The sequence below is a fragment of the Serratia sp. ME47 genome (assembly GCF_903970925.1).
Lineage (GTDB): Bacteria > Pseudomonadota > Gammaproteobacteria > Enterobacterales > Enterobacteriaceae > Serratia > Serratia ureilytica.
The window spans coordinates 334,383-348,859 of record NZ_CAJCKE010000002.1 but is presented as its reverse complement, the minus strand read 5'-3'; the positions used below and the strand labels follow the sequence as shown (position 1 = coordinate 348,859).

Annotated in this window: 12 protein-coding genes; 8 read left to right on the top strand and 4 right to left on the bottom strand. The window is 61.5% G+C overall.

Annotation, left to right across the window (positions count from 1 at the left end):
• Positions 1-11 precede the first annotated feature (11 nt).
• A complete protein-coding gene (dhaM, locus tag H7A77_RS03775) occupies positions 12-1,442 on the top strand; it encodes a dihydroxyacetone kinase phosphoryl donor subunit DhaM (RefSeq protein WP_182073839.1) in 1,431 nt (476 codons plus the stop codon).
• On the opposite strand, the gene dhaR is transcribed toward dhaM, so the two are convergent.
• The gene (gene dhaR, locus H7A77_RS03770) at positions 1,439-3,388 is read right to left on the bottom strand and encodes a dihydroxyacetone kinase operon transcriptional regulator DhaR (RefSeq protein WP_164057061.1); all 1,950 of its coding nucleotides are present in this window, start codon (positions 3,386-3,388) and stop codon (positions 1,439-1,441) included. The genes dhaM and dhaR overlap by 4 nt on opposite strands.
• Positions 3,389-3,538: 150 nt before the next feature.
• Complete coding sequence (hasF, locus tag H7A77_RS03765) at positions 3,539-5,056, bottom strand: multidrug efflux transporter outer membrane subunit HasF (protein ID WP_033644608.1); 1,518 nt, start codon at positions 5,054-5,056, stop codon at positions 3,539-3,541.
• A gap of 347 nt (positions 5,057-5,403) precedes the next feature.
• Here hasF and nudF point away from each other — a divergent pair, with 347 nt between their 5' ends.
• The 6 genes from nudF (at position 5,404) to H7A77_RS03735 (ending at position 10,821) form a co-directional block, all read left to right on the top strand.
• Positions 5,404-6,036, top strand: a complete 633-nt coding sequence (gene nudF, locus H7A77_RS03760; protein WP_004937242.1) for an ADP-ribose diphosphatase — start codon at positions 5,404-5,406, stop codon at positions 6,034-6,036.
• Positions 6,036-6,461, top strand: coding sequence for a DUF1249 family protein (locus H7A77_RS03755; RefSeq protein ID WP_033651295.1), 426 nt, complete (start codon positions 6,036-6,038; stop codon positions 6,459-6,461). The genes nudF and H7A77_RS03755 overlap by 1 nt, the downstream gene beginning before the upstream one ends.
• 27 nt (positions 6,462-6,488) lie before the next feature.
• Positions 6,489-7,316 carry a 3',5'-cyclic-AMP phosphodiesterase gene (gene cpdA, locus H7A77_RS03750; RefSeq protein ID WP_103101379.1) on the top strand — a complete coding sequence of 276 codons (828 nt, stop codon included), beginning with the start codon at positions 6,489-6,491 and terminating at the stop codon, positions 7,314-7,316.
• Complete coding sequence (yqiA, locus tag H7A77_RS03745; protein ID WP_004937252.1) at positions 7,316-7,900, top strand: esterase YqiA; 585 nt, start codon at positions 7,316-7,318, stop codon at positions 7,898-7,900. Before cpdA ends, yqiA begins: the two co-directional genes overlap by 1 nt.
• Positions 7,901-7,946: 46 nt before the next feature.
• Positions 7,947-9,842, top strand: a complete 1,896-nt coding sequence (gene parE / locus H7A77_RS03740; protein ID WP_025304305.1) for a DNA topoisomerase IV subunit B — start codon at positions 7,947-7,949, stop codon at positions 9,840-9,842.
• An 82-nt stretch (positions 9,843-9,924) separates the two neighbouring features.
• The gene (locus H7A77_RS03735) at positions 9,925-10,821 is read left to right on the top strand and encodes a LysR substrate-binding domain-containing protein (RefSeq protein ID WP_033651296.1); all 897 of its coding nucleotides are present in this window, start codon (positions 9,925-9,927) and stop codon (positions 10,819-10,821) included.
• Positions 10,822-10,829: 8 nt separating this feature from the next.
• On the opposite strand, the gene H7A77_RS03730 is transcribed toward H7A77_RS03735, so the two are convergent.
• Complete coding sequence (locus H7A77_RS03730; protein ID WP_033644613.1) at positions 10,830-11,138, bottom strand: putative quinol monooxygenase; 309 nt, start codon at positions 11,136-11,138, stop codon at positions 10,830-10,832.
• A 33-nt stretch (positions 11,139-11,171) separates the two neighbouring features.
• Entirely contained in the window at positions 11,172-11,753 is a 582-nt protein-coding gene (locus tag H7A77_RS03725; protein ID WP_042785391.1) for an NAD(P)H-dependent oxidoreductase, read from the bottom strand.
• A 325-nt stretch (positions 11,754-12,078) separates the two neighbouring features.
• Between H7A77_RS03725 and parC the strand changes: the two genes are divergently transcribed.
• Entirely contained in the window at positions 12,079-14,352 is a 2,274-nt protein-coding gene (gene parC / locus H7A77_RS03720; protein WP_004937261.1) for a DNA topoisomerase IV subunit A, read from the top strand.
• Positions 14,353-14,477: the final 125 nt, after the last annotated feature.

Genomic DNA, 14,477 nt, shown 5'->3' with positions numbered 1-14,477 from the left:
CAGGAGGCGAGATGATTAATATCGTGGTGGTGTCGCACAGCGCGTTGCTGGCGCGCGGCGTTGAGCAACTGGCGCGGCAGATGATGCGCGGCGACGGCTGCAAGTTGGCGCTGGCGGCGGGCGTGGATGACGAGGAGCACCCGATCGGTACCGACGCGGTCAACGTCATGGAGGCGATCGAAGCGGTCGCCGACGGCGATGGCATTCTGGTGCTGATGGATCTGGGCAGCGCGCTGCTCAGTGCCGAAACCGCGCTCGATCTGCTGGATCCGGAGTTGGCCGCCAAGGTGCGGCTGTGCGCCGCGCCGCTGATCGAAGGCACGCTGGCGGCGGTGGTGGCCGCCAACTCCGGCGCTTCGCTTGAGCAGGTGGTGGCGGAGGCGCAGGGGGCGCTGCAGGCCAAGCAAGCGCAGCTGGGCGAGGCTTCACCGGCCGCGAAGCGTGCGGCCTTGCCGCTGGCGCAGGGCAAAAGCGCAACCTGGACGGTGCAGAACCCGCACGGACTGCACGCGCGCCCGGCGGCGCGGCTGGTCGAAGCGCTGGCGCCGTTCAAGGCCGAGCTGGTGCTGGAAAAACAGGGGCAGTGCGTCGATCCGCGCAGCCTCAATCAGCTGGCGCTGCTGCAGGTGCGCCACGGCGACACCATCCGTTTGATCGCCGACGGCGCGCAGGCGGACGAGGCGCTGGCGGCGTTCAAAACGCTGGCGGAGCAGCATTTCGACGAGACGGTCTCCGAGCGGCAGCAGCCTTCGCTGCACGGCATTCCGGTGGCGGAAAGCGTCACCAGCGGGCCGGTGTTCCAGGCCCGCAGTGTCTGGCCGTCAGCCGCCGAGCGCCGGATCGGCGCGGACGAGGTGTTGGGCGAACAGCAACGCCTGCGGGAGGCGCTGCAGCACACGTTGAGCGATCTCAACCGGCTGGCGGAGCGCACCGGCACGCTGATCGGCAAGCCGCAGGCGGCTATCTTCGGCGCCCATAGCATGCTGCTGGACGATCCGGATCTGCAGCAGGCGGCTTACACCCGCATTGCGCAGCAGTTGTGCAGCGCCGAGCAGGCCTGGCGGCAGGTGCTGGAGGCGATCGCCGAAGAGTACCGCGAGTTGGATGACGACTACATGCGGGCGCGCGAACTGGACGTGCGCGACATGCTGCGCCGCACGCTGTGCCATCTGCAGGGGCAGCCGCTGCCGACCATTGCGCTCGCAGAGCCGTCAATACTGGTGATGGATGAGCTGATGCCCTCAGAGGTAGTGATGCTGGATCGCCGTCTGGTGCTCGGCATCTGCCTGAGCGGCGGCAATGCCCTCTCGCACAGCGCCATTCTGGCGAAGGCGATGGGCATTCCGATGGTGGTCGGCATGCAGGATTGCCTGAGCAAAACCCGCAGCGGCCAGAAGGCGATGCTGGACGCCGCGCGCGGGGTGTTGCAGCTCAGTCACTAGGCGCGCAGCTTGAACTGGCGGATGTCGATCCCGTGCTGTTTGATCTTCCGCCACAGCGTGGTGCGGCCGATGCCCAGCAACTGCGCCATTTCCGTCAGTTGGCCGCGGCTGACGGTCGCCGCCCGCAGGATCGCCTGGCGCTCCATGTCCGTCAGCGTCAACAGCGGCGCGCCGGGCTGCGGATCGCTTTCCAGCAGCGACGGTTGGCCAAGCAGGTGCGCCGGCAGGTCCGCCAGCTGGATGTGGTGGCCGTGGCAAATCATCGCCGCGCGCTCCACCACCCCTTTCAGTTCCAAATCGTTGCCCGGCCACAGATAGAGCGCCAGCTGAGCCATCACCTCGTCATCCACCTGGAAGCGACACTGAAAATGTTGCTCCAGCGTGCGCAGATGGTGTTTGACCAGCAGCGGAATATCGCTCAGCCGCTGACGCAGCGGCGGGATTTGGATCTCGAACGCCTGCAGGCTGTAAAACAGCTGGCGGCGGAAGCGGTTTTGCTGCACCAGCAGCGGCAGATCGGCGGCGCTGCCGGCGATCACCCGCACATCGACCGGGATCACCCGGCTGGAATTGAGGCGGATCACCACGCCGGTTTTCAGCACCTGCAGCAGCGCCGACTGCATCTCCGCCGGCAGGTATTCGATCTGTTCCAGGTACAGCGTGCCGCCGTTAGCCAATTCGAATTTACTGAGCTGGCCCGCCTCTTCTTCGCTGGCGTCGCTGCCCAGCAGCTCACGCAGCCCCTGCGCCTGCGGCAGCAGTTGGCAGTTGAGGGCGATATACGGCCCGGCGGCGCGCTCGCCGGCGTTGTGGATAGCCTGGCTGAGCAGCTCTTTGCCAACGCCTTCTTCTCCGCGCAACAGGATCGGATGCTGGCCTTTGGCCGCCTGCTGCCCGTAACGGATCAGTCGCCGCATTTCCAGCGAGGCGGAAGGCATCTGTTCGAAGCTGTGGCTGACGCGCCCCAGCTGGCTGCTGACATACTGGCGCAGCCGTTCGAGCGGGTGCAGCAGGGCGATGAAACTGCAGCGATCGCCGTCGAAAATCGGCTTGAGCGTCAGCAAGGCGGCGATAAACTGCCGCTGGCTTTCGAAGGTGACTTCGACGTGTTGCAGCGGTTGGCGATCGGCGATGGCGCGTTTGAGCAGCGCGGGCAGCGTCAACAGCTGCGCCAACGGTTTGCCCTGGCTCTGCTGTTCGTCCAGCTTCAGCAGGCCGGCGGCGCGCTGGTTGATGTATTGCAGGTAGCCGCGGTGATCCCAGGCCATGACGCCGTCGTCCACGCCGTCCAGCAGGCCGTAAAGCTGATTCAGATGGCGGTTGGATTCCGCCAGCAGGCCGTCGGCGTTCAGCGAGTTGCCGATTTCGCGGGCGATGGCCAGCGTCAGCGACAGATCGCCGGCGGCGCAGTCGGCCAGCAGACAGCCCAGCGCGATCGAGCCGCGCTGGCGGCCGCTGTTGTCGTAGACCGGTGTGGCGCAGAACGACCAGCCGTGCAGCGCTCGGCGCACGTGTTCTTCACCGCTCACCCGCACCGGGTGGCCTTCCGCCGCCGCCAGCGCCGGGGCATTGGTGCCTATCTGCCCTTCGGCCCAGTAAGCGCCGGGGGCGAATCCCAGTTGCTGCAGATGTTCCCAGGTTTGGGCGTCGCCGCAGCGCCACAGCATGCAGCCGCTCTCGTCGAGGATCATCAGCAGGCAACGCCGCGGCTCCATGTATTCACAGGCGTCTTCCAGCGCCGCCTGGCCGAGCGTCAGCAGATCGTTCTTGCGGCGGCAAATCGATTCGAAGGTGGCGCCCTGCGCACGGTGCGGCGCTTGCCAGACATCGGGCTGCATCAGGCTGCGGCAACGCAGCCAGGAGGCGTACACCGCCGGCGTCGGGCGCAGCGGCGGCGGCAGTTCGCCGTCGTTAATCAGTTGCTGCCAACGTGAATCGTTGTCCATCGAACCTCATCCAACTGCGAAAACGAGAGTGACGATGATATCACCTGGCGCAGCGGCGGCTGTGAGGCGGCGGGCAGAAGCGGGGAAAATCGGGACAAAAAAAACGGGGCGCGGCGCAGGCCGGACCCCGTGTTTATCAGCGTGCGGACATCAGTTGCGGAATGGATTGCCGCTGTGGCGAGCCGGTTGGCTGGTGGTAACGGCCGGCGCGGATGCGCGAGTGGCCGCCGGTGCCGGCGCCGCAGTCTGTTGCATCGGCGCATTGTCCTGATAACCGTCCGCATAGGCGTCCTGCGCGCGGTTTTGCGGTGCGACGGCGTCAGGCGCGGTCGATACCGGCTTGCCCAACGCGCCGTTCAGCAGCAGCAGATCGTTCTGGTTCAGCGTGCCGAGCGCCGACTTGATGTTCAGCTGGTTGATCAAATAGGTATAACGCGCGTCGGACAGCTGACGTTTGGCGTTATACAGCGTGGTGGTGGCGTCCAGCACATCGACGATGGTGCGGGTACCGACCTGATAACCGGCTTCCATCGCGTCCAGGGAGCTCTGTGCGGAGATCACCGCCTGTTTGTAGGCGTTGATGCTGCTGATCGAAGCGTTAACGTTGTTGAACGATGAACGCACGGTCTGCACCACGCTGCGGTGAGCGCTTTCCAGCTGCTCGCTGGCGCCGACAAAGCCGTACTGCGCTTGTTTAACCTGTGAGTTAGTCGCGCCGCCGCTGTACAGCGGCAGGTTGAAGCTGATGCCCACTTTATTTTGGCCCGCATCGGAGTCGCTGTAGCGTGCGGCATTCGCGCCGCCGGTGTTTGAGCCGTTATATTTGGTATTGCTGATGCCGGTTGACGCGCTGACGTCAATCGTCGGCATATAGCCGGTTTGGGCTGCGCGGATCTGTTCGCGCGCCAGATCCTGGCTCAGGCGGGCGGACAGCAGGCTCAGGTTGCGCGCTTCAGCTTCTTTCAGCAGGTTGTTCACCGCTTCCGGGCGCTGGGTGCTGAAGCGATCGGTATTCAGCGAGGCCAGCTCAGGGTAGAAGCTGCCGGTGACCTGACGCAGCGTTTCCAGCGCGTTGTCCAGATCGTTGCGGGCGGAGACTTCCGCCGCCAGCACGGTGTCATAGTTCGAGCGGGCGTTCTGCACGTCGGTGATCGCCACCAGGCCCACGTTGAAGCGCTGAGTGGTTTGATCCAGCGTGCGGTACACCGCGTCTTTCTGCGCCTGGGTGTACGACAGCGTGTCGATCGCCTTCAGCACGTTAAAGTAGGCGGTGGCGGTGTTGAGAATCAGCGACTGCTCTGCGGTCTGGAAGGTGACGTCGGAGATGCCGGCGCTCTTTTCCTGCAGCGTCAGCTGGCGCCATTTCGACATGTCGAAGAGGGTCTGCGTCAACGCCAGCGAACCGCTGGTGACGTTGCTGTTAACGCCATTGCTGTCACGATAACCGTTGGTGTAATCGTAACCTGCGGTTAAACCGAGCTGCGGCAGCAGCGGGCTGCGCGCTTCATTGATCTTTTCGAATGCGGCGTCGCGGTCAGCAGCACTTTTGCGCAGATCCGGGTTACTTTCCCTGGCCTGTTTGTAGACCTGCAGCAGGTTCTCTGCCTGGCTCATTGCACTGAAGCCGCCCAGGCTCAGTCCGATAAGAAGGGGGAGCAGTTTCTTCATTTGCATTCCTTGTTGTGCAGCAATATTGCTATGTTAGCGCTGACGATAGACGAAATAGTTGCCGATTCTAGCAGAGTCTGCGGTACGCATCAGGTGGCTGAATGTGCCATCTCACGTAACTTTTACCTTTCAGACCGCCCATTTACCTTGGCGTACTGCCCGGGCCGACTGCAGCTGATATTATGGCTGACAATCAGGATTGTTTCCCGCTATTACCCGCGAGCGCACAAACGCGCCGCGTCCGGCGGCGAAAAACAGCCTAACATAAAGCGGCGGCGGTGAGACCCGCTGTTTCTGTCATCAAAACCGTTTATTTTATCGGCATACTCACGCAGGAGAATTCGCGCATGAACCGTTCGCAGCCGTCACCCGTCACCTTCGATAAAAAAGATGTAGAAATTATTGCACGCGAGACGCTGTACCGTGGTTTTTTTTCACTCAATTTATACCGGTTTCGCCATCGCTTGTTCAATGGCGAAATGAGTCCTGAAATCACGCGTGAAATTTTCGAGCGCGGCCATGCGGCGGTGCTGCTGCCCTACGACCCGGTGCGCGATGAAGTGGTGCTGATTGAACAACTGCGCATCGCCGCGGTCGATACCAGTAATTCGCCCTGGCTGCTGGAAATGGTGGCGGGTATGATCGAAACCGGCGAAAGCGTCGAAGACGTGTGCCGCCGCGAAGCGCAGGAAGAAGCCGGCGTGGTGGTCGGGCGCTGCAAGCCGGTGCTGAGCTATCTGGCCAGCCCCGGCGGCACCAGCGAACGCTTGTCGATCATGGTCGGCGAGGTAGACGCCGGCACCGCCGAAGGCATCCACGGCCTGGCGGAAGAGCATGAAGATATTCGCGTCCACGTGGTCAGCCGCGAGCAGGCTTATCGCTGGGTGGAAGAGGGCGCGATCGATAACGCCGCATCAGTGATTGCATTGCAATGGCTGGCGTTGCACCATGAATCGTTGAGAAAAGAGTGGGCCAACTAATGAAACAGCGCTATACCCCTGATTTCCCCGAAATGATGAGATTGTGCGAAACCAACTTCGCGCAATTGCGCCGCTTGCTGCCGCGCAACGACGAAGCGGGCGAAACGGTGACTTATCAGGTGAACGGCGCTAGCTATCGTTTGACCATTGTTGAGTCCACGCGTTACACGTCGCTGGTGGAGATCGAGCAGATCTTTCCGGCGGTCAGCTACTGGAGCCTGCCCGCGATGACGGTGCGGTTATACCATGACGCCATGGTTGCGGAAGTGTGTTCCAGTCAGCAGATCTACCGCTTTAAAGCGCGTTATGATTATCCTAATAAAAAGTTGCATCAACGCGACGAAAAGCATCAAATTAACCAGTTTCTTGCTGATTGGCTGCGCTACTGTTTGGCGCATGGAGCGATGGCGGTTCCGGTTTGTTAGACAGACTGAAATAACAAAGGACACCATTTGGAAAGCCTGTTTAAACTGCCCGTGGCGAGTGGGGCCGCGGTCAGGATTCTACAAATAACAGATACCCACCTTTTTGCCGGCGAACACGAGACGTTGCTCGGCATCAATACCTATCGCAGCTATCACGCGGTGCTGGACGCCATTCAGGCGCAGCGCCGCGATGTCGATTTGATCGTCGCCACGGGAGATTTGGCGCAGGATCATTCGCAGGAGGCGTACCGCCACTTCGCCGCCGGCATCGCGCAACTGCCGGCCCCGTGCGTGTGGCTGCCGGGCAACCACGATTTCCAACCGGCGATGGTCGACGCGTTGGCCGCCGCCGGCATCGCCCCTTCCAAGCAGGTGCTGCTGGGCGATAACTGGCAGGTGCTGATGTTGGACAGCCAGGTGTTCGGCGTACCGCACGGCGAGCTGAGCGAATACCAGCTCGAGTGGATGGAGCGCTGCCTGCAGGCGTACCCCGAGCGTTACACGCTGTTGCTGCTGCACCACCATCCGCTGCCTTCCGGCTGCACCTGGCTCGATCAGCACAGCCTGCGCAACCCGCATATGCTGGGCGCGATCCTGTTGCGCTACCCGAAGGTGAATACCGTGGTGTGCGGTCATATTCACCAGGATCTGGATCTGGAATGGCAGGGCCGGCGCCTGTTGGCGACACCGTCCACCTGCGTGCAATTCAAGCCGCACTGCACTAACTTTACCATCGACGACGTCTCCCCCGGCTGGCGTTACCTCGATCTGCTGCCGGACGGCCGCGTCGAGACGCAGGTGTTCCGCCTGGAAAACGACGATTTCCGCCCCGATATGGACTCGGATGGATACTGATGCCTTCGACACTGCTCTACCTGCACGGTTTCAACAGCTCGCCGCAGTCGGCCAAGGCGGTGGCCTTCAAGGCCTGGCTGGCCGAACACCATCCCGCTATCGAGATGCTGGTGCCGCAGCTGCCGGCCTTTCCGGCGGAGGCCGCCGAGATGCTGGAAAATCTGGTGCTGGAACGCGCCGGACAAACGCTCGGATTGGTGGGGTCCTCGCTGGGCGGCTATTACGCCACCTGGCTGTCGCAGTGTTTTTCGCTGCCGGCGGTGGTGGTCAACCCGGCGGTCAAGCCGTTTGAGCTGCTGGTCGACTATCTTGGCGCCAACGAGAACCCCTACACCGGCCAGCAATATGTGTTAGAGTCTCGTCACGTTTACGATCTGAAAGTGATGCAGATCGATCCTTTGGAGTCGCCGGATTTAATCTGGCTGCTGCAGCAAACGGGCGATGAAATTCTCGATTACGGCCAGGCAGTGGCGTATTACACCGCGTGTCGGCAAACGGTGGAGTCGGGTGGAAACCACGCCTTCGTCGGTTTCGAGCACTACTTCCCCCAGATTGTGGATTTTTTAGGGCTAAACGCGGTCTGACGGACCGTTCCGGCACCTCCCTTTAACCACGAAAAAATAATCAACGATGACTCAATCCAGCTATAACGCTGATGCCATTGAAGTACTCAGCGGTCTAGAACCAGTGCGCCGTCGTCCCGGCATGTATACCGACACGACGCGCCCAAACCACCTCGGCCAAGAGGTGATCGATAACAGCGTCGACGAAGCGTTGGCCGGACATGCCAAGCGTATCGACGTGATCCTGCACGCCGATCAGTCGCTGGAAGTGATCGACGACGGCCGCGGCATGCCGGTGGACATCCACCCGGAAGAGGGTGTGCCGGCGGTTGAGTTGATCCTGTGCCGACTGCACGCCGGCGGTAAATTCTCGAATAAAAACTACCAGTTCTCCGGCGGCCTGCACGGCGTTGGGATCTCGGTGGTTAACGCCCTGTCGAAGCGGGTGGAAGTCAACGTGCGCCGCGACGGCAACGTCTACGGCATCGCCTTCGAAAACGGCGACAAAGTGCAAGATCTGACGGTGACCGGCACCTGCGGCAAACGCAACACCGGCACCAGCGTGCACTTCTGGCCGGACGAACAGTTCTTCGACAGCCCGCGTTTCTCGGTATCGCGCCTCACTCACCTGCTGAAAGCCAAAGCGGTGCTGTGCCCCGGCGTTGAGATCTATTTCATCGACAAGGTGAACAACACCGAGCAGCGCTGGTGCTACCAGGACGGCCTGACCGACTACCTGATGGAAGCGGTTAACGGCCTGATCACCCTGCCGGAAGCGCCGTTCGTCGGCAATTTCGCCGGTGATACCGAAGCGGTGGACTGGGCGCTGCTGTGGCTGCCGGAAGGCGGCGAGCTGCTGACCGAAAGCTACGTCAACCTGATCCCGACCATGCAGGGTGGCACCCATGTCAACGGCCTGCGTCAGGGGCTGCTGGACGCGATGCGCGAGTTCTGCGAATTCCGCAACATCCTGCCGCGCGGCGTGAAGCTGTCGGCGGAGGATATTTGGGATCGCTGCGCTTACGTGCTGTCGGTGAAGATGCAGGATCCGCAGTTCGCCGGGCAGACCAAAGAGCGTCTCTCTTCGCGTCAGTGCGCGGCCTTCGTTTCCGGCGTGGTGAAAGATGCCTTCAGCCTGTGGCTGAACCAGAACGTTCAGGCGGCGGAACAGCTGGCCGAGCTGGCGATTTCCAGCGCCCAACGCCGTCTGCGTGCCGCCAAGAAAGTGGTGCGCAAGAAGCTGACCAGCGGGCCGGCGCTGCCGGGCAAGCTGGCGGACTGCACCTCGCAGGATCTGGCCATGACCGAACTGTTCCTGGTGGAAGGGGACTCGGCGGGCGGATCGGCCAAGCAGGCGCGCGATCGCGAATATCAGGCGATCATGCCGCTGAAGGGCAAGATCCTGAATACCTGGGAAGTCTCCTCGGACGAAGTGCTGGCCTCGCAGGAAGTGCATGACATTTCCGTGGCGATCGGCATCGATCCGGACAGCGAAGATCTCAGCCAGTTGCGCTACGGCAAAATCTGCATCCTGGCGGATGCGGACTCCGACGGCCTGCACATCGCTACGCTGCTGTGCGCGCTGTTCGTGCGCCACTTCCGTTCGCTGGTGAAAGGCGGGCACGTTTATGTGGCCATGCCGCCGCTGTACCGCATCGATCTCGGTAAAGAGGTGTTCTACGCGCTGGATGAAGAAGAGAAAGCCGGCGTGCTGGAACAGCTGAAGCGCAAGAAAGGCAAGCCGAACGTCCAGCGCTTTAAAGGGCTGGGCGAGATGAACCCGCTGCAGCTGCGCGAAACCACCCTCGATCCGAACACCCGCCGTCTGGTGCAATTGACGGTCGCGGAAGATGATGTCGATCAGACGCTGGCGGTGATGGACATGCTGTTGGCCAAGAAGCGTTCGGAAGATCGCCGCAACTGGCTGCAAGACAAGGGCGACATGGCCGAATTGGCGGTCTGAGCCTGACCCTGGCCCGGTGAAACGCCGGGCCGGCTTTCCCGCAGGGCGTTCATGCGGCGCCCGATAACCTGGGCCGGAATGCATGAAGATCACGCTCGAAGAATTGCTGGCGTTCACTTCGGTGGTCGACAGCGGTTCCATCACCGCCGCCGCCGATCAGCTCGGCCAGACGACTTCCGGCATCAGCCGCGCGCTCAGCCGCCTGGAGAATAAGCTCGATACCACCCTGATGCGCCGCACTACGCGTCGCCTGGAGCTGACCGAAGAGGGGCAAAGCTTCCTGAGCCATGCGCGTACGATCATCAACTCGGTGGAAAATGCCGAAGAACAAATGGCGGTGCGCCGGCAGATGCCGGCCGGGCGACTGCGGATCAATGCGGCTGCGCCTTTTATGGAGCACGTCATCGTGCCGCTGGTGGCGGGGTTCAGGGAACGTTATCCGCAAATTTCGCTCGAGCTGAACACCGACAATCTGATCATCGATCTGCTGGAAAAACGCACGGATATCGCCATTCGCATCGGCGCGTTGCGCGATTCGACCATTCATGCGCGCGCGCTGGGCGCCAGCCGGTTGCGCATCCTCGCCAGCCCGGCTTATCTGCAGAAGCACGGCACGCCGCAGAGCGTGGAGGCGTTGCACCGGCATTGTCTGCTCGGTTTTACCCAGCCGGAATCGCTGAACCAATGGCCGTTGCGCTATCGCCAGGCGCCGCATTTCGCCATCACGCCGACGATCTCGGCGTCCAGCGGTGAAACGCTGCGGCAATTGGCGCTGCGGGGCGAGGGGATCGTACAGCTGGCAGACTTTATGACCCGACGCGATCGGGAAGCGGGCAAGTTGGTGACGTTGCTGGAGCAGGAGACGCTGGACGTGCGCCAGCCGATTAATGCGGTGTATTACCGCAATACGCAATTGGCGGCGCGCATCACCTGTTTTCTTGACTACGTCAGCGCGCACATCGACGCGCAGACGTTATAAGGCGGAGCTTACAGGGCGTTTTCCAGGATATAGATCTCGGTGTCCAGCACGCTGTCTTTGAGGGTGTCGCGGTGTTTGAGCATGTGCTCAATGGCCAGATGTTTTTCCAGATGCGCCATGCTTTCCCATTTCTCCAGCATGAACACCGAATCCGGCGACCGCTTCTGCCACGGCGCCTGGGTATTGCTGTCGACCATCGGCGTGTATTCGCCGCAACCCTCTTCCGCCAGCACCAGCGGCACCAGCTTTTCAATGGCTTGCAGTACGGTGGCGCGGTGGCCGGGTTTCACTTTGATTTCTGCGATTACGGTGATCATGCTTACCTCGTTGATGAGTATGTTCTGCGTCAGTTAAGCAAAAATTTTCGCCAGATGCTCGCGATAACGTGCGATGTCCGCTTCGATATCCGGTTGTTTTATCACGTCATTGCAGATAAAGGTCGGCAGCGCTTCCATTCCCAGGAACTGGTTGGCCTTGTGGAAGTGCAGGTAAACGCCGTCGACGCCGACGCCGTGGAAGAACTGATCGGGATCGGTGAAGGCCTCCAGCGGGGCGTTCCAGGTCAGGCTCAGCAGGTATTTTTTGCCCTGGATCAGGCCGCCTGAGCCATATTTTTTGCTTTCGTCAGAACGAGAGCGGCCGTCGCTGGCATACAGGCTGCCGTGACCGGCGGTGAACACTTCATCGATGTATTTTTTCAGGATCCAGGGTTCGCCCATCCACCAGCCCGGCATCTGGTAGATGACCGCGTCGGCCCACAGGTATTTCTTTACCTCGGCTTCGATGTCATAACCATCGTCGACCACGGTGACCTGCACATCGTGCTGCAGATCGCGCAGGAAGCTTTCCGCCACGTCGCTCAGGGTTTGGTTGAGTTCGCCGTTGGAATGGCCGAATTGTTTTTTAGCGTTGATAATCAGGATATTGCTCATCTTTCGCGGCTCCCGTCAGAGTTAAGATATGGCATGCTTCCCGCCGAAAAGGCGGAAACCAGCTCGCTGGCGACGAGTGTAATCGTTAGGCAGACAAGTAAAAATGCGATCCAGCGCACAACAGTGTTGACTGCCAGTCAATAAACGGGCCGCCAGACAGCGAAATTTTGCATAAACCGCAGCGCGCAACCGGCCGCCGCCGGCGATCCTTGCGCCAACTGTGACAGCCACCCTGCAGATGGGTTACTATCGCGGGCAGAATCGACAAGCGATGCCTTTTGTCGTCCAAGGGATTGCCAAGCCACGGTCTGAGGATAATTGAGTAATGAGTGATCTGACTCATGACGGTGTAGAGCGTTTACCGCTGCACACATTCACTGAAAACGCCTATCTGAACTATTCCATGTACGTCATCATGGATCGGGCGTTGCCGTACATTGGCGACGGTTTGAAGCCGGTACAACGCCGCATCATCTACGCCATGTCTGAACTGGGGCTGACCAACAGCGCCAAATTCAAGAAGTCCGCCCGCACCGTGGGCGACGTGTTGGGTAAATATCACCCGCACGGCGACAGCGCGTGTTATGAAGCCATGGTGCTGATGGCGCAGCCGTTCTCGTATCGCTATCCGCTGGTGGACGGCCAGGGGAACTGGGGTGCGCCGGACGATCCCAAGTCGTTCGCGGCGATGCGTTATACCGAATCGCGCCTGTCCAAATACGCCGAGGTCTTGCTGGCCGAACTGGGCCAGGGCACGGTCGACTGGATCCCGAACTTTGACGGCACGCTGCAAGAGCCGAAGATGCTGCCGGCGCGCCTGCCGAACATCCTGCTGAACGGCACCACCGGCATCGCGGTCGGCATGGCGACCGACATTCCGCCGCACAACGTGCGCGAAGTCGCCGCCGCCGCGGTGGCGCTGCTCGACAAGCCGGGCGCCTCGCTCGATGACCTGCTCGAGTTCGTGCAGGGGCCGGACTTCCCGACCGAAGCCGAGATCATCACCCCGCGCGATGAAATTCGCAAAATTTACCAGAGCGGCCGCGGCTCGGTGCGCATGCGCGCCGTGTGGAAGAAAGAGGATGGCAGCGCGGTGATCACCGCCTTGCCGCATCAGGTTTCCGGCGCCAAGGTGCTGGAGCAGATAGCCAGCCAGATGCGTGCCAAGAAGCTGCCGATGGTCGAAGACCTGCGCGACGAATCCGATCACGAGAACCCGACGCGTCTGGTGATCGTGCCGCGTTCCAACCGCATCGATCTGGAGCAGGTGATGAATCACCTGTTCGCCACCACCGATCTGGAGCGCAGCTACCGCATCAACATGAACATGATCGGTCTGGACAACCGCCCGCAGGTGAAAGGGCTGGTGGAGATCCTCACCGAATGGCTGGCCTACCGTCGCGATACGGTGCGTCGCCGCCTGAACTACCGCCTCGAGAAGGTGCTCAAGCGCCTGCATATCCTCGAAGGTTTGCTGGTGGCGTTCCTCAACATCGACGAGGTGATCCACATCATCCGCAGCGAGGATGAGCCGAAGCCGGTGCTGATGCAGCGTTTCGGCATCTCCGATACTCAGGCGGAAGCGATCCTCGAGCTGAAACTGCGTCACCTGGCCAAGCTGGAAGAGGTCAAGATCCGCGGCGAGCAGGACGAACTGGCGAAAGAGCGCGATCAGCTGCAGGCGCTGCTGGCGTCCGAACGCAAGCTGAATACGCTGATTAAGAAAGAGATCCAAGCCGATGCGCAGACCTACGGCGACGATCGCCGTTCGCCGCTGACCGAGCGCGCGGAAGCCAAGGCGATGAGCGAGCACGACTTCGTGCCGTCCGAACCGGTGACCATCGTGCTGTCTGAAATGGGCTGGGTGCGCAGCGCCAAGGGCCATGACATCGATCCGACCGGGTTGAGCTACAAGGCCGGCGACAGCTTCCGCGGCGCGGCGCGCGGCAAGAGCAATCAGCCGGTGGTATTTATCGACTCTACCGGGCGCAGCTATGCGCTCGATCCGATGACGCTGCCTTCGGCGCGCGGGCAGGGCGAGCCGCTGACCGGCAAGCTGACGCCGCCGCCGGGCGCCACCATCGAGCAGGTGCTGATGGCGGCCGACGATCAGAAGCTGCTGATGGCGTCTGACGCCGGTTACGGTTTCGTCTGCACCTTTAACGATCTGGTGGCGCGCAACCGCGCCGGCAAGGTGATGATCACGCTGCCGGACAACGCCAGAGCGCTGCCGCCGATGGAGATCCACGGCGCAGACGATATGCTGCTGTCGATCACCGCCGCCGGGCGCATGCTGATGTTCCCGGTCGCCGATCTGCCGCAGCTGTCGAAGGGCAAGGGCAACAAGATCGTCTCCATTCCGGCGGCGCAGGCCGCCGCCGGTGAAGACAAGCTGGCCTGGCTGTTCGTGCTGCCGCCGCAGGCGTCTGTCACGCTGCACGTCGGCAAACGCAAGCTGACGCTGCGTCCGGAAGATCTGCAGAAGTTCCGTGCGGAGCGCGGCCGCAAGGGCACCCAACTGCCGCGCGGCCTGCAGCGCATCGATCGCGTCGAAGTGGATGCGCCGGTGCGGGCGTCGGGTGGCGACAGCGAAGAGTAAGCGTTGGCACCAGCGTTAACGGGCGGTCGCAGCATGCTGTGGCCGCCTTATTTATTTTTGCTGGCGTTTATTTTCCAAATAGTTAACATTTCTGCGCATAAAATTATTGTGCGTACTGCCGCCTG